This is a genomic window from Ruminococcus sp. RTP21359st1_H3_RTP21359_211015, assembly GCF_040909065.1.
GTDB lineage: Bacteria > Bacillota > Clostridia > Oscillospirales > Ruminococcaceae > Hominimerdicola > Hominimerdicola aceti.
The window spans coordinates 1-19118 of record NZ_JBDGDD010000018.1; the positions used below are offsets into that span (position 1 = coordinate 1).

Annotated in this window: 21 protein-coding genes; 12 read left to right on the forward strand and 9 right to left on the reverse strand. The window is 43.0% G+C overall.

The features are described 5' to 3' along the window. Positions 1-289: 289 nt before the first annotated feature. The gene (locus tag AB5Z01_RS08660) at positions 290-1216 is read left to right on the forward strand and encodes a LysR family transcriptional regulator (protein WP_022286543.1); all 927 of its coding nucleotides are present in this window, start codon (positions 290-292) and stop codon (positions 1214-1216) included. 78 nt (positions 1217-1294) lie between these two features. On the opposite strand, the gene AB5Z01_RS08665 is transcribed toward AB5Z01_RS08660, so the two are convergent. After that, positions 1295-1777, reverse strand: coding sequence for a metallophosphoesterase (locus tag AB5Z01_RS08665; RefSeq protein WP_022286542.1), 483 nt, complete (start codon positions 1775-1777; stop codon positions 1295-1297). A gap of 82 nt (positions 1778-1859) precedes the next feature. Between AB5Z01_RS08665 and AB5Z01_RS08670 the strand changes: the two genes are divergently transcribed. From AB5Z01_RS08670 to AB5Z01_RS08680, 3 genes are read left to right on the forward strand one after another with little or no spacing between them, the layout of a single operon-like run. After that, complete coding sequence (locus tag AB5Z01_RS08670) at positions 1860-2120, forward strand: hypothetical protein (protein ID WP_022286541.1); 261 nt, start codon at positions 1860-1862, stop codon at positions 2118-2120. 39 nt (positions 2121-2159) lie between these two features. Next, positions 2160-2612 carry a hypothetical protein gene (locus AB5Z01_RS08675; protein WP_287215261.1) on the forward strand — a complete coding sequence of 151 codons (453 nt, stop codon included), beginning with the start codon at positions 2160-2162 and terminating at the stop codon, positions 2610-2612. Then, positions 2590-2934, forward strand: coding sequence for a hypothetical protein (locus AB5Z01_RS08680; protein ID WP_332008375.1), 345 nt, complete (start codon positions 2590-2592; stop codon positions 2932-2934). The genes AB5Z01_RS08675 and AB5Z01_RS08680 overlap by 23 nt, the downstream gene beginning before the upstream one ends. Here the strand turns inward: AB5Z01_RS08680 and fliB are convergent. Together fliB and AB5Z01_RS08690 are read right to left on the reverse strand one after the other, a co-directional pair. Further along, positions 2931-4034, reverse strand: a complete 1104-nt coding sequence (fliB, locus tag AB5Z01_RS08685; protein ID WP_287215257.1) for a flagellin lysine-N-methylase — start codon at positions 4032-4034, stop codon at positions 2931-2933. The two genes, AB5Z01_RS08680 and fliB, sit on opposite strands and share 4 nt — an antisense overlap. Positions 4035-4134: 100 nt before the next feature. Continuing rightward, the gene (locus AB5Z01_RS08690) at positions 4135-5067 is read right to left on the reverse strand and encodes a hypothetical protein (protein WP_117863149.1); all 933 of its coding nucleotides are present in this window, start codon (positions 5065-5067) and stop codon (positions 4135-4137) included. Positions 5068-5405: 338 nt separating this feature from the next. Between AB5Z01_RS08690 and AB5Z01_RS08695 the strand changes: the two genes are divergently transcribed. The 3 genes from AB5Z01_RS08695 to nrdD all read left to right on the forward strand — a co-directional run bounded on the left by AB5Z01_RS08695 (position 5406) and on the right by nrdD (position 7099). Continuing rightward, positions 5406-5933: an SH3 domain-containing protein gene (locus AB5Z01_RS08695; RefSeq protein WP_038672938.1), complete on the forward strand. Its 528-nt coding sequence runs from the start codon at positions 5406-5408 to the stop codon at positions 5931-5933. A 56-nt stretch (positions 5934-5989) separates the two neighbouring features. After that, complete coding sequence (locus tag AB5Z01_RS08700) at positions 5990-6676, forward strand: M48 family metallopeptidase (RefSeq protein ID WP_195220463.1); 687 nt, start codon at positions 5990-5992, stop codon at positions 6674-6676. 132 nt (positions 6677-6808) lie between these two features. Next, complete coding sequence (nrdD, locus tag AB5Z01_RS08705; protein WP_186491415.1) at positions 6809-7099, forward strand: anaerobic ribonucleoside-triphosphate reductase; 291 nt, start codon at positions 6809-6811, stop codon at positions 7097-7099. Between the two features lie 75 nt (positions 7100-7174). On the opposite strand, the gene AB5Z01_RS08710 is transcribed toward nrdD, so the two are convergent. The 5 genes from AB5Z01_RS08710 to AB5Z01_RS08730 all read right to left on the reverse strand — a co-directional run bounded on the left by AB5Z01_RS08710 (position 7175) and on the right by AB5Z01_RS08730 (position 13592). After that, positions 7175-7996, reverse strand: a complete 822-nt coding sequence (locus AB5Z01_RS08710; protein ID WP_195220460.1) for a zinc ribbon domain-containing protein — start codon at positions 7994-7996, stop codon at positions 7175-7177. A gap of 132 nt (positions 7997-8128) precedes the next feature. After that, positions 8129-11077: a YfhO family protein gene (locus AB5Z01_RS08715; protein WP_368365468.1), complete on the reverse strand. Its 2949-nt coding sequence runs from the start codon at positions 11075-11077 to the stop codon at positions 8129-8131. After that, on the reverse strand, positions 11064-12011 hold the full coding sequence (locus AB5Z01_RS08720) for a glycosyltransferase family 2 protein (protein WP_022286531.1): 948 nt from the start codon (positions 12009-12011) through the stop codon (positions 11064-11066). Before AB5Z01_RS08720 ends, AB5Z01_RS08715 begins: the two co-directional genes overlap by 14 nt. Positions 12012-12089: 78 nt before the next feature. Continuing rightward, entirely contained in the window at positions 12090-12674 is a 585-nt protein-coding gene (locus AB5Z01_RS08725) for a hypothetical protein (RefSeq protein ID WP_256321766.1), read from the reverse strand. A gap of 48 nt (positions 12675-12722) precedes the next feature. Next, positions 12723-13592 carry an AraC family transcriptional regulator gene (locus AB5Z01_RS08730; RefSeq protein WP_256321765.1) on the reverse strand — a complete coding sequence of 290 codons (870 nt, stop codon included), beginning with the start codon at positions 13590-13592 and terminating at the stop codon, positions 12723-12725. A gap of 170 nt (positions 13593-13762) precedes the next feature. Between AB5Z01_RS08730 and galE the strand changes: the two genes are divergently transcribed. The 4 genes from galE (at position 13763) to AB5Z01_RS08750 (ending at position 16437) form a co-directional block, all read left to right on the forward strand. Then, a complete protein-coding gene (galE, locus tag AB5Z01_RS08735) occupies positions 13763-14773 on the forward strand; it encodes a UDP-glucose 4-epimerase GalE (protein WP_038670643.1) in 1011 nt (336 codons plus the stop codon). 159 nt (positions 14774-14932) lie between these two features. Beyond that, positions 14933-15349 carry an anti-sigma factor antagonist gene (locus tag AB5Z01_RS08740; RefSeq protein ID WP_195551838.1) on the forward strand — a complete coding sequence of 139 codons (417 nt, stop codon included), beginning with the start codon at positions 14933-14935 and terminating at the stop codon, positions 15347-15349. A gap of 4 nt (positions 15350-15353) precedes the next feature. Next, positions 15354-15770 (forward strand): anti-sigma F factor, encoded by a 417-nt coding sequence (gene spoIIAB, locus AB5Z01_RS08745; RefSeq protein WP_117863155.1) that lies wholly within the window; start codon positions 15354-15356, stop codon positions 15768-15770. A 1-nt stretch (position 15771) separates the two neighbouring features. Next, positions 15772-16437, forward strand: coding sequence for a sigma-70 family RNA polymerase sigma factor (locus AB5Z01_RS08750; RefSeq protein ID WP_287215249.1), 666 nt, complete (start codon positions 15772-15774; stop codon positions 16435-16437). A 36-nt stretch (positions 16438-16473) separates the two neighbouring features. Here AB5Z01_RS08750 and AB5Z01_RS08755 read toward each other — a convergent pair whose 3' ends face one another. Beyond that, on the reverse strand, positions 16474-17883 hold the full coding sequence (locus AB5Z01_RS08755) for a helix-turn-helix domain-containing protein (protein WP_287215247.1): 1410 nt from the start codon (positions 17881-17883) through the stop codon (positions 16474-16476). A 209-nt stretch (positions 17884-18092) separates the two neighbouring features. Between AB5Z01_RS08755 and AB5Z01_RS08760 the strand changes: the two genes are divergently transcribed. Further along, on the forward strand, positions 18093-19082 hold the full coding sequence (locus tag AB5Z01_RS08760; protein WP_368365469.1) for a 2-hydroxyacid dehydrogenase: 990 nt from the start codon (positions 18093-18095) through the stop codon (positions 19080-19082). The last annotated feature ends 36 nt before the right edge of the window (positions 19083-19118 follow it).

A 19118-nucleotide genomic window follows, 5' to 3' on the forward strand; every position in this document is an offset into this window, starting at 1 on the left:
TCCTGCGACGACTTAAACGTGCAGCTAGCTGCACGTTTAAGTCGAACAAACAACCGTCCTATGCGTCCCCTCAAATGGTTTTCGCCTATCGAATTTCTTAATAATAGTGTCCAATATGATTGACAAACCTACATAAATGACTTTGCTTTATGTTAAATAAATGTTAAAAAACGCTCCTTGTGGTTGACAAGTTTTTAACAAAGCTTTATAATGAAATTGACAGAAAGCATATATAATATTATATGACAGCCTTAAAATTTTATATACCGATAACAAAGAAGGGGAAACTATGAATTTAACTCATCTCAGATATATGGTAGAGGTCGAAAGACTTGGGTCTATCACAAAAGCAGCTTCAGCACTTTATATGGGTCAGCCTAACCTTTCAAAAGCCATAAAGGAAATGGAAAGAGAAGTTGGCATACCGATTTTTAAAAGAAGTGCAAAGGGTGTTGTTGCCACAGAAAAGGGCAAACAGTTCTTGCAGTATGCAAAGGCCATACTTGTGCAAATGGATAAAATGGAGAGCCTTTATAAGGATAATGGTGAAAACGCTGTGAACTTCTCTCTGCTTTTGCCAAGGGCAAGCTATATAACTCACGCTTTCACTTGCTTTGTGAACAAGTTAGGCACGAATGTGGAGCTTGACGCAAAAATAAGGGAAACAAACTCCATGGAAGCCATAAACGCAGTGGTGGAATGCGAATATAACATGGGTATAATCCGTTATCCTGTGGCGTATGAGAGCTTTTTCATGTCTATGATAGAAGAGAAAAATCTGAAATATCATAACGTGTGGGAGTTCGATTATGTACTTATCACAAGCGAAAACAGCCAGCTTGCTAAAGAAAAAGAGATAAACGAAACTGTCCTTGATAAATACATAGAGGTATTGCATGGGGATAATATCGTGCCGAACATCTCAGCGACTTATCAGAAGAAAAACGCTGAGCTTAATAATCACAGCAGGCATATTTACGTCTATGAGAGAGGAAGTCAGTTCGATATCCTTTCGGCTTGTCCAGACTCATTCATGTGGGTAAGTCCTCTGCCAAAGGAGATATTGAAGCGTTATGGCCTGGTGCAAAGAGTTTGTCATAGCTTCAAAAAGACCAATAAGGACGTTCTTATCTATCAGAGCAATTACCGCCTTAGCCATGCAGATCAGATGTTCCTTGATGAGCTTGAAAGGGTAAGAAAAGAGATATCAGAATAATTTTTAGCATAAAAATGCGGGCGAACATGAAAAGTGTTCGTCCGCTTTTTGTTTAACAAGATCTAAGCTCTGAGCATATTATAGGTCAACGTGACTACAGAATATGCCACCGTCCTTTGTAATGTCGATATAGGCATAGCTTGCAGGCTTGCCGTCTCTCGGCTGACCTGCACTGCCGGGGTTTAAAATGTGGATACCCTCCTCATAGGCATAGTAGCGGCAGTGTGTGTGTCCGAAAAGTGCTATCTGTGCGCCTATTTCCTTGGCTTTGTAAAAAAGTCTGTCGGTAGAGTATTTCACGCCCCACTTGTGGCCATGGGTGAAAAATATCTTTATACCGTCATCGGTCATGTATATGTCGTTTTCGGGAGTGAGCGAAGCAAAGTCGCAGTTTCCTGATACGTTTACTATCTTTTTGTCAAGATACTGCACTCTCAGGCTGTCAAGGTCACGTTCGCCGTCACCAAGAAAAATAAACAGGTCAGCGTCGCCGTTTCTCTTGAATATTTTGTGCATTGCAGAATAATTTCCATGAGTATCCGAAAAAACGATTATTCTCATAGTTACACCCCTTTACCAGTTATAACAAGCAATATTATAACATAAATATTTATAAATACTATAGAAAAAAGGAGAATTTTTTATGAGCGCAAAAAACAGCTTCAATTCTATGGATCCAAAAGCCATGCAGGCGCTTCTTGCAGTGGCTTCAAGAAAGCTAGGCACTACTCCTGATGTGCTGAAAGGTCAGCTTGAAAGCGGTGTTTATGACAGGGCGCTTCAGGGTATGCCACAAAACGAGGCTATGATGCTTCAAAAGGCTTTGTCAGATCCGAAAACTGCCGAAAAAATATTGTCCTCACCACAGGCAAGGGCGATATTCAAAAAGCTTCAGGGAAAATAGTATTTTACAGGGCAAAAGCTTGAACAGGCGGTGAAATAATTGGACGATCTGATGAACAAAATACAGAATGTGCTTAATGACGAGGAAAGCATGAAGCAGATAAAGGAGCTTGCGGATATGCTCACGGCGGATAACGTCGGACAGGGAGAACAGGGCGGTCAGAGCGAAGCTCCACAAAGCCCTCAGAACATGGACTTTTCTCAGCTTCTCCAAAGCCTGGGCGGCGTTTCTCCACCTGCGGAAAGCAAGCCTGCGCAAGCGACACAGGCAGGGGGTCTTGATATTGCAAAGCTTATGAAGATACAAAGCATTATGCAGTCGGCTTCAAAACCCGATAAAAATATCCAGCTTCTTCTTGCTCTGCGACCTCTGCTGAAAGAAGAAAATCAGGCGAAAATAGACAGGCTCATAAAAATATTCAAGCTTTTTGCGGTCTATCCCGCACTGAAAGAAAGCGGGCTTCTGGGAGGTGATCTGCTTGGCTTATTCTGATGACAATAATTTCACCACCATGCAGGAGGAAGCCATTCGCCGTGTGAGAGAAATGCAAAGGCGTTCACGAAGCATTGTGGGCGCAAGCCCTAATAGCGAGCCTGCACCACCTAAAGCAGAGGAAATCCCTCGCACTCAGAATGCTCATAGCCCACAAAAAGCCCCTCAGAGCAGTTCGCTTTTGAGCGGTCTGCTTGGAGGGAATTTAGGCGATATAAAGATAGACGAGGAAAAAGCCCTTATCGGTCTGCTTATTTACATATTATACAAGCAGGGTGCAGACATAAAGCTTCTTCTGGCGCTTGGTTACCTTCTTCTCTAAAGCGTCCATTCAAGAAGTGCAAGCATAGAAGTATCGGAGAAAATATCTGAAAGATAGCTGTCGTCATATATCCTGTCCATGTTGTCACCTGAGTATTCTATCTCCTTGCAAAGCTCCTTGACGGTTTCAAAGCGTGCGGGAGCGTCCTGCTCACGACTGAGGTTTATGACCTCTGCGGCAAAAACGAACACTATCATAGCCTTTATTTTTGACAGCAGGTCGAAATCTCTCACAGCTTTAAGAAAATATCTGTATACAAAATACACCGCAAGCTTTTCGTACTCACCGCTCGTCTGAGCCTTTAAGGGTGCGGAAAGCTTTTTCACAAAGCGGCTTGCGTCTTTTATCTGCTGTGGGAGAATGTCGCCTATAAAGTCAAGACGTTCAAGATACAAAAGCATATTTTCGGCATTTTCCAAAGGCTTTTCAGGCAAAGCTTTTTTCAAGTTCTCCACACGCTCTGCAATTATCTCAGGGGGGGGAAGCTTCTGGGCAATGGCTTTTATCTCCTCTGTATCCTCTTCGTCAAGAGCATATTGTATCTCCGCTGTTGCTGAAAGAACGTTCACAAGTCTGTCATGGAGAGAATATTCCCTGTTTTGAAGCAGGTCAATGAAAGCCGTTCGTGCAAAAAGCATGGTTTCAAGAAGCTGGGGATCGAACTCAAGGTCGTCAGGCTCTTCATCTATCTCTTTGGTAAAAAATCTCACAGGCTCATCATCAGAAAGATACATTCTCACAGCTTCTTCGCAGGCAAGTCCCACGCCTGCCTCCTTGTAATCTCCAAACCACTCGTAAAACCTCGGGTGTTCACGGCATATGTCTGAGATGTTTTCCTCACCGTAAGCAAGCTGAACAGAGCAAAGCCCCTTTTCGTTGAGCATAGGGCATTTGCCGTCACAGTGGACAAGATATTTCACGCCCTCGTCTTCCGTAACTGAGTTCACAAACTTCCTGCCTATATCATTGTCAAGCTTTTTGTAAAAGCCGTAGGTGTCCTCGTCTATCTCGATATCCCAATCGGTCATACAGCAGTTGTCAGAACACTGCGAGCCTGTACAGACAAATTTATCAAATATCTCAGGGTAAAAAAGCTTCATATAAATATCTCCTTATGAGGTGTTGACCTTATTATAATACTAATGCTTTTATCTGTCAACTTTCAGAATAAAAAAAGGCAGACACCTTGTCCGCCTCTTGTCACTCTTGTGTGAAAACTATCCATTTTATGTTTTTGGGGCTTATCTCATCAAGATACTCTGACGGCACTGTGACAGTTATCTGACGTTTTGAAGTCGCCCCTGCCTTGTTCTCGGGTATCTCTTTAGCCACATATATGAAAAGGGAATCCTTGTCCTTGACCGCCCTTACTGCTTTGTAGTCGATATGCTCATATCCCGAAAGCTCTCCTTTTAGAAAAATAACATGGTTGTTGAAGCCGCCTTCGTTTTCAAAAGCTTCCATATCCTTTTTCATTTCCTGAATTTGCAGCTCACCATTGTATTTCAAATAATATTCACTGAAATCATCATAATTTGAAAACATTTTTTGATAGGGGAATGTCATGTTGGCTTCACTGCTGCACTTGTATATCTTTTGCTCAAAAGGAACGTCTGTAAGCTCACTTGTTACATTCTCTGTCTGATAAAGCTTGTTGCTTCCGGCGTAATATACCGTCAAGCCGTTTTCACAAACGCTGTAAAGGCTGTCGGCAGAAAGCTTTTTTGAGAAAAGCTTCATGCTGCCCTCAGAAAAGTCCTCAGATTCTATGGTAAGAACACCGCTGTCCCCCTCCAAAGAGCTTTCAGCATGTATCACCTGCGTGCTTGTGCATACTGTTATCTCAGCCTCAGTGCCGCTTTTTACGCACTCACAGAACTCAGCCCAGCGCATATCGCTTTCTTCCGAAGAGTCCATGAAAATCATACCATGCTCTTTAGCCGTGTCAGCGGTTATCTCACTGCCGTTCCATGCTGAGAAAAATATCTTTGCAGGGCTGTCAACGACTTCCTCTTGTTCGATAAACGAGGAGTTTTTAGTATTGACCACGCTCTCTTCAGATCGACCACAGGCTGAAAAAAGGGTCAGGAACATTGCAGCAGACAATGCACCGCAGATAATTTTTTTATGCAACTTCCTGCCCCCCTTGCTTTTATACTATAAGGGCAACGCCTCCCAAGGCACGCCCTTAAAGCTCATTATATCATATTTTGCTGATTCTGTTAATATGTATTTTAATCAAATTAGTAAACGTCTATTTGGCTATAATGTCAAAATATCGGTGTAAATATGGCAAATATCTCAAGAAGAGGGCTTGAAGAGTGAAATGTGACAATATTGTAATTAAACTGTCATTGACATTGATGATAAAAAATATTATAATATGTTTATGTACCTGTGCTTTGTTTGCAGGTGTGCAGGTGTGTTCCTGCAAAAGGAGGCGAAATGTGACGGCTTGTGCCGTGCAATATATGGATAATAACAAGAATAACGTTTCCCGCAAGGCTTCGGGAAATACGGCGAGCGTTGTCGCAATAATAGTTGTGGGCATATTTGTGCTGTGCGTGATACTTCTGCTTGCCAAGGGGCTTTTTGCAAGTAATAGTTCAGAAGTGCCAAAGGGAATAAATACTGCCACCATAAATACAAATGAGTCTGTGGCTGAGCCAGTGAACAGCACCGCCCCTGCGGATACGTCAGTTACTGATAACAGCAGTGTGGACGAAAGCGGTGCGGTAACAGATGTGTCCAGCGACGAGTCTAGCCAGACAGATGTGCTTGAAGTAATGTATGTCACAGAGTATGCTTATCTTCACGTGGCACCTGATAATGACGCTGAGAATATCGTTTGTATGTCACCGGGCGTTCAGGTAAACGTTCTTGAATATGAGGATAACGGATATGTGAAGATAAATTTCATGAACATAGACGGTCCACTCACAGGATATATTTATAAGGATTATCTTACAACAGACAGCTCTATAGCAGTACAGTGGTAAAAAATACAGCGCCGCACAAAAGAATGTGCGGCGCTGTTGGATATGGGGGCTTTGAAGTGCCGAAATATAATACTTTTATTGAGGATAAAAACGGAGAGCGCATAGACTTTATCCTTGACGTTGCCAAAAGAAGTCGCCTTAATATGGGTATGCGTGACGGCACTTTGACAGTGCGTGTGCCTTACGGCTGTTCAAAGCAGCAGCTTGAAAGCTTTATTAATAACAATCTGGGCTGGATAAAGGAGCAAAAAGACAAGGTGGCGGTGGGTCTGCCGAAAGATTTCTGCCATGGCGAAAGGCTCAGACTTTTGGGGAACGAGCTTACCCTGACCCTTGTTCAAGCCGATAAGTATTTTTCTCCCAAGATAGAGGATGGCAAGCTTCTCATTGCCGTGAACAAGACCAGCGACCAGACCTATGTAAAAGAGCAGACCACCAAGTTCATAAACGATCTCACAGTGGCGGAGATAACAAAAAGTATGCAGAAAATGTCTGCCTCCACAGGGCTTGTGCCTGAAAAGGTCACAATAAAACCGCTGACAGCAAGCTGGGGAAGATGTATCTCAAACAGGCATATTTCCATAAACTCAAAGCTTATCGTTTTCCGCAGAGAGTGCATTGATTACGTCTGCCTCCACGAGCTTTGCCACTTGGTCTTTATGGATCACAGCAAGGATTTCTGGGCTTTGGTGGGCAAGTTCTGTCCCGATTGGCGAGGCATAAGAGAAGAAATGAAAGGCTGACCATGCAGGCATACCCTACAAAATATACTCATGTGCTTTGTAGGTATTAACTATTGACAAATACAAGATATTGTGGTATCCTTTTATTGTGGCAACAATATGTATAACAAAGAAAAATGGAGGTAATGTAAAATGGTAAATGTGAACGTAACAGGCGGGGAGATGTCCCAGGCAGAGATAAATTCATATATTGACAGGGCGCAGAAGCTTTACCCTGAAAAGACTATCCAGACTATCGACCTAAAAATAGACGGCGACTTTGTTGACGTTGATTATCACTTTGCAGACGTGCCTTTTCAGCGTATAAGAAGAATAACAGGCTATCTTGTTGGAACTCTCGACAGATTTAACGACGCAAAGAGAGCGGAGGTCCGTGACCGAGTAAAGCATGGTCTTGTAAGCCCCAGCGTATCAGAACAGTAAAAATTAAACACGGCATATGTCACCGAAAAAGTGGCATATGCCGTATTTTTTATGGAAGTGTATTGGTGTAGCTTTTTAGACCTTGTTTCCGCAAACGCTGCAAAATTTGGCTCCGCTCTTCAGCTCTGAGCCGCAGTGAGGACACTTTTCAGGTGCGGTCTGCTCAACAGGCTGTTCAGCCGTTTCTGTAGGTGGTTCTATAGGCTCTGTCTGTTGTGGTATCTCAGGCTCAACTACACTCTGTGACATAACAGGCTCGGCATTGTCGGGCTTTCTGAACTGTGACATATCAGGCTGAGCAAAACTCTGTTCTTGCGGTGTAGTCATTGGGATAGGCGCAGGGGCATTGTCAGGCGTCTTTGCGGCAACAGGTATCTCAACGGCGAAATCTTCGCCCATAAGTCTGCCTGCAATAACAAGTCCACCGATAAAAAGCAGGAAAGCCGCAATAAATGGCAGAACATCATCAGCAAGTGAAAGGGCTACCCTGAACTTGTCATTGTCATAGCCCATTGTTATAGCGTTTGAGAAGTGACCTTTTACAGTAACATAGTATATCATTATGCCCTTTGTTATCATCACAACAAGCGGGAAAAGGATAAGAAAGCCTGCGAATGCACCATCAAGCTTTTTCTTGCCCTTTGCTCTTGCAGATGTGAAAAACGCCACAAGGCTGAATATGGCCAGTGCGCATGAAAGACCATAGGTGTTCACATAAGCGAAAATGTCAGGGGTGAACAAAACGTCTATCTTGTTTGTGAAAACGTTGTTGTAAACGAGCTTTCCCACAGGGTCAGCAAGAGCGCCTGCTGCCGAGAGAATGAATGCGAAAAAACTCAGCAGACACAGGGACATTCCTGCATATGTAAGCTTCTTGGTGTAGATCTTTTTTGCCATTTTGATTATTCCTTTCATTTGTGAAGTCTTTATCCGCTGTCCGAAAAAATAGGGGCGGATAGAATTTCCGTCCCTATTATAATACTATTTTATAAAAGTCTTGTCAATAGATTTTTTTCGCAGCTTTCGTCGCTATTTATCGTTTTTGCCGCTATCCTCGTCCTCACCGAGAATATTTTTCATCATCTCGTTTATGTGCCGAAGCTTTTCGTCATCATCATTGTCAGGTCGGTATATCCTCAGAGGCTCGTCAGTTGTATCAGTTGTGTCATTTATCACAGGGGTTGTGGCTTTCTCACTGCTCTCAGCCGTAAAGTTAGCTTTTGCAAGCACCTTTTTCATGACTTTTCCACGCTTATATTCAAACAGGAATATAAGCACCAGCAGGGCAACACCAAAGCCCGTTATGATAAGAGATACCTTCCAATAGTCAGGGGAGAACTTCATTGTTATCTTGTTTTCACCCTGCTCCAAAGGGATAGTTATAAGGCTGTCAAGAGATTTTTCAGCCGTCACCTTTTTGCCGTTCACAGTGATAGTCCAGCCGTTTTCATATGGTATGGTTGTGAACAGTACAGAGCCGTCATTTTCAGCATTAACAGTGCCCTCAAGATAAGTGTCCTTAAAGCTTGTGACCTCAAGCACATTTTTCTGCATATCAGCGCAGGTCTGTGCAAAGCTGTCATAATCGAAGGTGTAGAAAAGCTGGTCTTTCCAGTAAGCTTCGTTATCGTCATTTGCCACCGTTATGCGTATGCGAAGCTCCTGACCCTCATAGAATTTGCCAAGGTTCATAATGGAATAATTGTCGCCCACAAAGAACTGACCTGCATATTCCATAGGCTCAGAGCCGTCCATATAATCGTCCTCGTCCTGTATCCACACGTTGCAGGAACGCTCATATTTGGTTGGAAGATACATATAAAGATATGAGTCCTTATCCATTTTCACAACATAGTCAATGTGACATTCTGCAATTGAAGTGTCTGTAGGGAAGTATTTCGTGTGTCCGTCAGTGAGCTGAGATGTAGAAACGTTCTCCATTTCGCTGTTTATAACAGGTATCTTTGTGAAATAATCCTTTGTTGTGCCTGCGAGGGTGTTGAATACCATGTTCTGATTTTCAAAAGGATTATCTTCAGAAAGTGACACGTCCTCAATACTAGGCGAAGATACCATGCCAAGTCCAAGAGCGTTAGGATTGTTGTAGAATTTATATGTTGCGTCGCCTTCAGTGTATTCTGTAGTGAGCTTGTATTCCTCAGGGACTTTAACTCTTGTGCCTACAAAAGAGGTGTTGCCCGTTTTGTCCATAAGATATTTTATGTCAAACAGAGCGTCCGTCATGAAAGTTGTGCCGTCATATTTTGTGTAGTGTCCGCCGTAAGCATAGCCAAGCTTGTGGAGCATCATAAGGGCAGGTGCGTTCATCGTTGAGCTTGAATGTGAAATGCCTTTGTAGCCTGTTCCGATAGGGTCGTTTACGGTTCTGTGGAAAGTTGCCTCCATGCGGTAGAAAAGCGACGGGTCATATTCCTTCATCATTGACACAGCGTTTCTCGTCTGCGTCATGTAAGGTTCATAAGAGGTGTATTTGCTGTATGCAACGTCAGTGTCTATCTTGTCGATAGTGTCGGCGCTGTTTGCAAAAAGCTCAACCGCAAGAACGCCTACCATTACGATACAAACAGCCTTTGATTTTGGATATTTCTTGATAAGATAGATAAGTGCGAAATATGCCGCCAGCGCTATCATGGATACCCATATGCCTTGTATAACGTTTGTGGTGTCGCCTGTTTCACTTGTCTTTGTTTCAAAAAGCTGGAAGTGAGAGTAGTTCTCACGCTCACACCAAAAGAGGAATACCATAAGTCCGAAGAAAATTCCGCCGATGTTCTTTGCCGTAACGCCCTCGAGGTTTTCAAACGCCCTGAATGCCATTACTATCATCAGGAATGAGAATATGAAAGAGTATCTGTAAGGCAGCCAGTTCGGCACTTGGAAGCCGTGCATTGCCATGTCCGCAGGCTTTATATACATTAATATAACAAGCAGGAAAGTGAGCAGACCTGTGGAGGTCTTTTCTTTCATTGTTATCCTGTCGTTCATAAAGAACAGCGGAACAAGTATCAATACAGCCGTTCCGCAGTATATCATAGGCATACCCTCAGGGTAAACAGTGTCATATGACATTGGGAAAAGCTTTGTTATGAACGTAAGAAAATCAAATTGCGTTGCAAGTGAGAAATCAGGGTCAGTGAACTCAAACTTGCCAAGCTTCAAAGAATTGTAAACGGTTATAAGAACGAACGCCGCACACATAAGCGCAACAAGCGTGCCGATACCGAAAGCTACACAGCGTGAGAAGAACTTTTTTGGTAATATCCTGCCCTCTCTTGAAAGGCAGTACCAACAGAAGTAGAAAAACGTGAAAATTCCCACCATATAGCCGATGTAGAAATGTGCAATGAACATAAGCGCCAGCGGCACTATATAAGGTACAAGCTTGCCCTCATCAACGAGCCTGTGAACGCCCCAGCATATAAGCGGCAGATAGATAAGTCCGTCAAGCCACATAGGGTCCATAAGTTGTACCACCATGTATGACATAAGAGCATACATGGTAGGGAATATGATAAGTGAGATAGTCTTAGGCTTCTGCACTGATATCTTTTTTAAGAAGAACATGAACGTCACAGCCGCCGTGCCTATCTTTGCAAGCTGTAAAATAAGGATAGAGGTCGCCATCATCGTTCTCGGCAGCAGCACAAGTATCAGCATAAAAGGACTTGCAAGATAATATGCAAACACACCGAACATTTCTCCGCTGAGGTTTCGTGACCAGTTGTAGATAAAACTGCCGTTGCCATGGAAAGCGTCACGGAACTGCTCGTAGTAGTAAACATACTGACCGTTCAAATCAAGCACAAGCACCGAGCTGTCGCCTATAGGGTGTATTTTGAAAAACGCATAGGCAGAAAACATTATTGCCACAGGCAGAAAGAACACAAAAAAGTACAGCCGCTTATCATAGCACCATTTTTTTATAAATGAAAGGGGAGATGTTTTAGTCTTTTCCATTCTTTTTCTCCTCGTCGTCTTTTCTTATGATATCACGGATTATGTATCTAGGTCGCTGTTTTATCTCCTCGTATATCTTTGAGAGATAAAAGCCTATTATTCCAAGACTGAACATTATTATACTCGATGTGAGAAGCTGTAGGATTATGACAGTTGAAAATCCTACCGCCGACGCACCGATAAGCTTTTTGATAAGGGTGTGAAGTCCCAGTATGACAGAGAAAATAAACGTTATAACACCGCATACTGTCACTATCTGCAAAGGCGCAGAGGTAAAAGAGGTTATGCTGTTTATGGCGAATTTGAAAAGCCCCTTTACAGACCACTTTGATTCGCCTATTTCTCTGTCAGCAACGTCAAAATATACACGCTCCGTTTTGTAGCCTACCCAGCTTGACATTGCTCTGAAAAACGTCAGTCTTTCAGGCATTGCATTCAGTGAATCTACCACAGCCCTGTCAAGAAGCTTGAAATCGGAAGCCGCTTCCATGTCGAGTCCGCTTGACTTGTTTATCATCTTGTAAAACCACAGAGAGAAAAATTTGTATACAGGGTTTTCCTTTCCACGGGAATTTTTTCTGCCCTCAACAATGTCAACGTCATTGTTTTTCCAGATGTTGTACATCTCGATTATGACCTCAGGCGGGAACTGCAAATCACAGTCCAGCAGAACGCAAGCGTCACCCTTTGCAGTTTCAAGTCCTGCAAAAATTGCGCTCTCCTTGCCGAAGTTCCTTGAAAAATTCACGCCCACGATATGCTCGTCATTGCGTGCAAGGTTTGAGATTATGTCCCATGTTCTGTCCTTTGAGCCGTCGTTTACAAAAACAAGCTCATAGTCTATACCGTTTTCGCTGAGAAGCTTTGAAACAACAGAAGCACATTTTGCAACGTTGCCCTCCTCGTTATAGCTTGGTATTATTATTGATAGCATTTTTCGTTCTCCTATTCTTTGTTGCCTTTATACACAAAACAGAACGCCATTTGTGAACATGACGTTCTTGAAATATCCTTATTTGTTTTCTCTTTCACGGCGTTTTTCATAATCTGTCCTCAGCTTGTTGAAGTTGTAAAGCATGATGAGCAGGAAAATATACACAAGTATCTTTGCTATTGCCGCAATAACGCCTGCAAGGGTGGTGACGAACTCTATTGGTATTAGCCTGTTGAGCAGGTCGCCCCCAAAGTAAATAAACGTCGTAAGAGCAAGCTTGTTGAAACTGCCCTGAAGCCTTACAATGTTTGAAACGTCTTCCACAAGCTCTCTGTGGCTGTCAAGCGCCACAAGGAACATTCTCATAAGGTTCAGTGACATATAGACAGTTGCCGCCGACAGCAAAATGCTTATAACGTTCGCCGCCATTGCCGCAGGGGAGAGAAGCTTCAATAGAAACTGACATACCACCGCAAGAGCGCACATAGCGGAAGAAGTGTAAGCAGGCTTTTTAAGATGTGCGAAAGCGTCAGTGCGTTCTTCAGCCTCAGCCGTTCCAACTGCGAAAAATAAAAAGCCTACAAGCTTTATAACGTAATTAGAAGTCCAGCCTGCGTTTAGCATGAAAAGCATGAAAAACGAGCCGACCATAAAGAAATTCATTGTTTAAGACCCTTTCGTAGCTGATTATACCTATTTATTATATCTCATTTATATACCCTTGTCAACCGAAAACGCCTTGATTTCACCTTTTGTACACAAAGCGTCAGCCCTGTATTCCGTAGGTGACACACCCTTTGTCTTGTGGAATATCCTTGAAAAATAAAGGCTGTCATTATACCCTACCGACCTTGCCACAGCCGACACAGGAAGCTCAGTTTCTTCCAGCAAACGGCAGGCGGCGTTCACACGGAAATCAGTTATATACTGTGCAGGAGAAAGCCCCTCATATTCCATGAAAGCTCGATATAGCGTGGCACGGCTCACGCCAACGAAATCGGTGGCATTCTCGACCCCTATCCCAAGGGTGTAGTTGTGTGCAATGTAGTTTTTCGCCTTTGTGACATATCCCTTTGCGGTGCTCCCTGAACGGCTTTGACTTCCCGAGCGTTCCATAAGAATGCCCAGTGTGATGTAAAGCTGACCTGTCATTTTCACAAGGTCTGAGCTTCTGTTTCCACTAAGACGATAAATGCGTTCAAGACTGTCTTTAAGCTCGCTTCCAAAGTCTGCAGAGATAACGGGACACTCTCTTGTGAAGCCTGCACGATCAAGGATAAATTCAGCGTCAGAGCCGTTGAAACCTGCCCAGTAGTATTCCCATGGGTCGTTCTTGTCTGCAGTGTATGTTATAACAGTGTAGGGGTAAATGAGAAAAGTGTCCCCTGCGCTAAGGTGATACTCTCCCTGCGGTGTTTTGTATACGCCCTTGCCACTTATGATGTGGTGGATAAGATAATGGTCACGAACGCCGCTTCCCCAACTGTGAAGCCCCTGACATTTTTCATAGCCCACGTTGTATACTGACAGCGAAAGTGCGTCCGTCTGGTCTGATTTAAAGGAATGGCGGTCTGTATTCATTCTGTGTGATCCTTTCTGTGAGATGATCTGTTATAGATATGATAGCATATTTTTATTCTCTTTGCAACAAAAATCCATGTGTTTGAAACAAAAATGGTATTGCAAAAACGTGAAAATATGGTATAATGTAAGTGTAAGAAAAAACCTGACATATTTGGGAGGTAAAGAATATGGCAAAAATACTCGTTACAGGCGGAGCAGGATTTATCGGAAGCCACACCTGCGTTGAGCTTCTTGAAGCAGGCTATGAAGTAGTTATAGTTGATAACTTTTCAAACTCAAAGCCGGAGGCTCTTAACAGAATAAAGAAGATAACAGGCAAGGACTTTGCTTTTTATGAGGCAGATCTTCTTGACCTTGCGGCGCTCGAAAAGATATTTGAAGAGAACAAGATAGACGCTGTTATACATTTTGCAGGTCTTAAAGCGGTTGGCGAATCTGTTCAGAAGCCTGTTGAATATTACCACAACAACATCACAGGCACTCTCATGCTTATCAAGGCAATGAGAAAATACGGCTGTAAGAAGATAGTTTTCTCATCTTCCGCAACAGTTTACGGCCCTGTAAACAAAGCTCCATATACGGAGGATATGCCTACATCAGCAACAAACCCTTATGGCTATACAAAGGTAATGATAGAGCAGATACTGAGAGATGTTTATGTTTCCGACAACGATTGGTCAGTTTCACTTCTGAGATACTTCAACCCTATCGGCGCACATAAGAGCGGTCTTATCGGCGAAGACCCTAACGGTATACCAAACAATCTGCTTCCTTACATCTGTCAGGTAGCAGTAGGAAAGCTTGAAAAGCTCGGTGTGTTTGGTGACGATTACGATACTCCTGACGGAACAGGTGTAAGAGATTATATCCACGTTGTTGACCTTGCTAAGGGTCACCTTTGCGCAGTCAAGTATGTAATGGAAAACAAGGGTGTTGAAGCCGTAAACCTCGGCACAGGAAAAGGCTCAAGCGTTTATGACGTTCTTCACAGCTTTGAAAAAGCCTGCGGAAAGAAGCTCCCATATGTAGTAAAGCCAAGACGTGCAGGCGACATCGCAACCTGCTATGCTGATACAGCAAAGGCAAAGAAGGTCTTTGGCTGGGAAGCACAATATGGTCTTGATGAAATGACAGCAGATAGCTGGAACTTCATTAAGAATAATCCTAACGGACTTTAATACATAAGCATAGAACATAATAATTTTCCTAGGCAGGGACACACAAAAAAGTGTGTTCCTGCTTTTTTCACCCATACGATAATGCGACAAAAAAATCCCACTGTAAGTGATAATATATTTTCAGCGGATAAAACGAAAAAATGAAAGGAATGATAAAGCATGAATGTGGAGATAAAAAACTATCCGTCAGCCAGAACTCTTGTGGCAGAGATATGCGGCGATATCGACCACCATACAGCGAAATATTTCAGGGGAGAGATAGATAAAGCCATTAGAAGCCATAACCCTCTTACCCTTATCCTCGACTATTCTCAGGTGACTTTTATGGATAGCTCAGGCATCGGACTTGTTATGGGCAGATACAGGATAATGTCAGAAATGGGTGGCGAGGTGATAGTGGCGTCGCCTCCTGCTTATATCCGAAAGGTCTTGCAGCTTGCAGGTATGCACAGACTCACAAAGATAGTCACGGATATGACCCCGTATATACAAGAGAAGAAAGCAGCTCAGGAACAGAATGAAAGCCCCGATGACAAAACAAAGGAGAGTGATAAAATTGAAACGAAAACCCCTTAATGAAATGAAAGTCAGTTTTCCCAGCTATTCTGAAAATGAGCGCTTTGCTAGAGTTGCAGTCAGCGGTTTCCTTACTCAGCTTGACCCTCAGATCGACGAGCTTGCAGATGTCAAGACCGCAGTGTCAGAGGGAGTCACAAACGCCATTGTCCACGGATACCGAAACACCCTAGGGGAGATATTCATGCAAATAAGGATATTCGAGAACAGACACGTCTACATAAAAATAAGGGATAAGGGCTGCGGTATCGCTGATATCGAGCAGGCTATGCAGCCGCTTTTCACCACTGCACCTGAGGAGGAAAGAGCAGGCCTTGGCTTTGCGGTCATGGAAAGCTTTATGGATAAAGTGAAGGTGCGCAGCAAGCTTGGAGAAGGAACTACCCTTATCCTTGAAAAAACCTTGAAAGAAAGAGTATAAAATGAGCAGCATAGTCGAGACCCCTCTTGCAGAAGAAAATCTGGGGCTTGTTCACCTGTGCGCAAACCGCTTCCGCAACCGTGGCATAGAGTATGACGACCTCTACGGTGCAGGCTGTATAGGTCTTGTAAAAGCTGCGAAAGCCTTTGACAGCGACCGTGGTGTGAAATTCTCCACCTATGCAGTGCCAGTGATATTAGGGGAGATAAAAAGGCTTTTCCGTGACGGTGGCACGATAAAAGTGTCACGGAGCATAAAAGAGCTTTCCATGCGCCTTGTAAGAGAGCGTGAGCGATTTTCCATACAGCAGGGAAGAGAACCTACAGTAAGCGAGCTTTGTGAGCTGTCAGGAGAAAGCGAAGAAGCCGTTACTCTGGCCATGAACGTCGCTCTGCCCCCTGTTAGTCTTACTGAAAGCTCAGATGAAGACGACCGCCACGGACAAATAGATATCCCTGTTGATGCTCCTGACATAGAAATTGCTGACAGGCTCTCTCTCCGTCAGGTCATAGCTTCCCTTGAAGCGGAGGATAGAAAGCTTATATACCTGAGATATTTTCAGAATAAAACTCAAATGGAAACGGCAAAACAACTTGGTATGTCACAGGTGCAGGTGTCAAGGCATGAAAAAAAGCTGCTCACTTTAATGCGTGAACAGCTTAAATAATATCATTACAGTGGGCGGCTTTTGGTCGCCCATTTTTTACAAATAAGACCTGAGTATCTCGATAGTTTCTTCATGTGAGCAAACAGCGTCAGAATCTATAAAGTGCTGAAAATAATCCCAGAAAGCCTGAACAAGGCTCGTTTCGCTTATCTTCAAATAAGAAAAATCAGAGAAGCAGTTGTTTCTGGCAATGATGTTAAGACTTGTGTTGTCAGAAATGTTGATACAAAGATTTTTCGACACCGCAAAATAGTCGTTCTTTATTATCCTGTAGTCTGCCATGCCGTTTTCACAAAGCGATATCATTATCTGAAGCATTATCTTGCGTTCTGCAAGAGTGGGAAAAGTATATGAATTTCTCGGAAGCTCAAAAATCTCTCCCGTCGTCATAAACTCTGCAAGACCCTTTTCACTGAACAGATTTACAAATTTGTGTTCAGAAAGAGCCTTCTTGCCCATGGTGAGCTTTGCTTTTACAAATTCCTTTGCGTCAGCTGGCAAAAGTGCATGGGCGTTGTATATATCCTCTGTAAGACAAAGCATGGTGCATGGCTGAAAATCTACGCCGATGAAATTTGCGTTGTCATCGTACCAAAAGTAAACATATTCCAGAATATTCACGGCGTGGTCGAGAAGCTTTGCACATTTTGTCTTGAACTTTTCAAACTGCCGCATATAAAATTCTACCATAGGCTTAGATCTGTATATAACGCCCTCACAATAATCGCTGTCTGTTCTGATCAGAAAATTATTCGTTATCATTATGTTTGGCATGATGTTCGTGGAGTTGAAATATGCCGACGCACCCTCATAATAATAAAAAGCCTCATATTTTTCATGCTTTTGTGCAAGGTGACATATGAACGGAAAAATATCCAGATTGTATTTTGCGGTGTTTTTTTCGTATGAGGTGTTGTCAAAGAAGAACAGATGGTTTATGGTAGACTCGCTGCCTTCTGCGGCAATGGACAGCAGATTGGTAAGAAACTCTGTTGGCTGAGCGATGACCTGAATGTCAGAACCATTATGAACATCGCTGCATATAAGCACCTGCAGGTTTTTTCTAAGCTCACGTTTGTCGGTGTAGATGGATATCTCAGGCACAGAGTCAATATCAACTTCTGTCTTGAAAGTCAGAGCGTCAGGATCTTCCATGTTGGTGTTTGCCATATCGTGTATTATCTTTGACACCTGCTTGCGGCGATTGTAGACATCTTCCCCCATCTCAGAAATGTTATAAAGCTCCATGAGCCTGCTTTTATCCTCTGTGGAAAGCATGAGCTGCAAGCTTATATTTTCTACAAAATCTACGCTTGGCACTTTCCTTTCCCCTTTGAGTATCTTATGAAGATATGTTCTGTCGATACCACATTTTTCGGCAAGGGCTTTTATAGTAATATCTTTTTTCTTTATGTATTCTCTGAGAAGTTCCGAAAATTGTGACATTGGCATCATATCCTTTCTGTAGAAAACAGGCATTTAAAGTATATTTAAAGTATATTTTTACATACCGACACCTATATTATATCCTATTTACGCACAATTGTCAACCTTTGATAATTTTATCTTATTAAGGCAAAAACCGTATATTTTTATAAACAGCTGCAAAAAATACAAGCGTAAAATGAAATACTTTAAAATTTGGAGGAGTTTTCATGAAAATAATATTCTATGACGCAAAGCAGTATGATATAGATTCATTTGAAAAGCAGCGAAAAAACTATCCCGATATAGAAAGCATCTACCTTGAAGCTGACTTGACGGAAGACACAGCAAGGCTTGCCGAGGGCTGTGAGGGCGTGTGTGCCTTTGTAAGCTCAACGATAACAGGTTCAGTGCTTAGACGGCTCCATGAACACGGTGTAAAGGTTCTTCTTATGCGATGTGCAGGCTATAATAATGTTGATATAAAAGCCGCCGATAAATACGGCATAACAGTGCTTAGAGTGCCTGGGTATTCTCCGGAAGCCGTGGCAGAACACGCTATGGCGCTTGCGCTTGCAGTCACAAGAAGAATACACAAGGGCTATATAAAGGTAAGAGAGAACAATTTCAGCCTGAATGGTCTTATGGGACTTGATTTCCATGGCAAGACCGCTGGTATAATAGGCACAGGCAGGATAGGTGCGGCAATGTGCAGGATATGCCACGGCTTTGGTATGCGTGTTATAGCTTATGACGTTTATCAGAACCCCGACCTTGATTTTGTGAAATATTATCCCCTTAGCGAAGTCCTGCGGGAAAGCGACCTTATCTCGCTCCATTGCCCCCTGACAGAATCAAGCTATCATCTTATCAATACTGAAACTATCTCCCTTATGAAAGAGAATGTTGTTTTCGTAAATACCTCCCGAGGTGCGCTTGTGAATACCGAAGACCTTATAAAAGGTATCAGAAGCAGAAAATTCCACGGAGTGGGTCTTGATGTTTATGAGGAAGAAACAGAGAACGTCTTTGAAAACCGACAGGAGGATATCCTAGAAAGCTCCGTGACCGCAAGGCTTCTGTCTTTTCCTAACGTTATCGTCACCTCTCATCAGGGCTTTTTCACCGAAGAAGCCCTAGCCGCCATAAGCCGCACAACGCTTGAGAATGCTTGTGCTTTTGAGCGTGGCAGGATAATAAAAGAAAATCAGGTCAAATAGACGTGTGGGAACGTTCACGTGCGTCTTTGAAATATA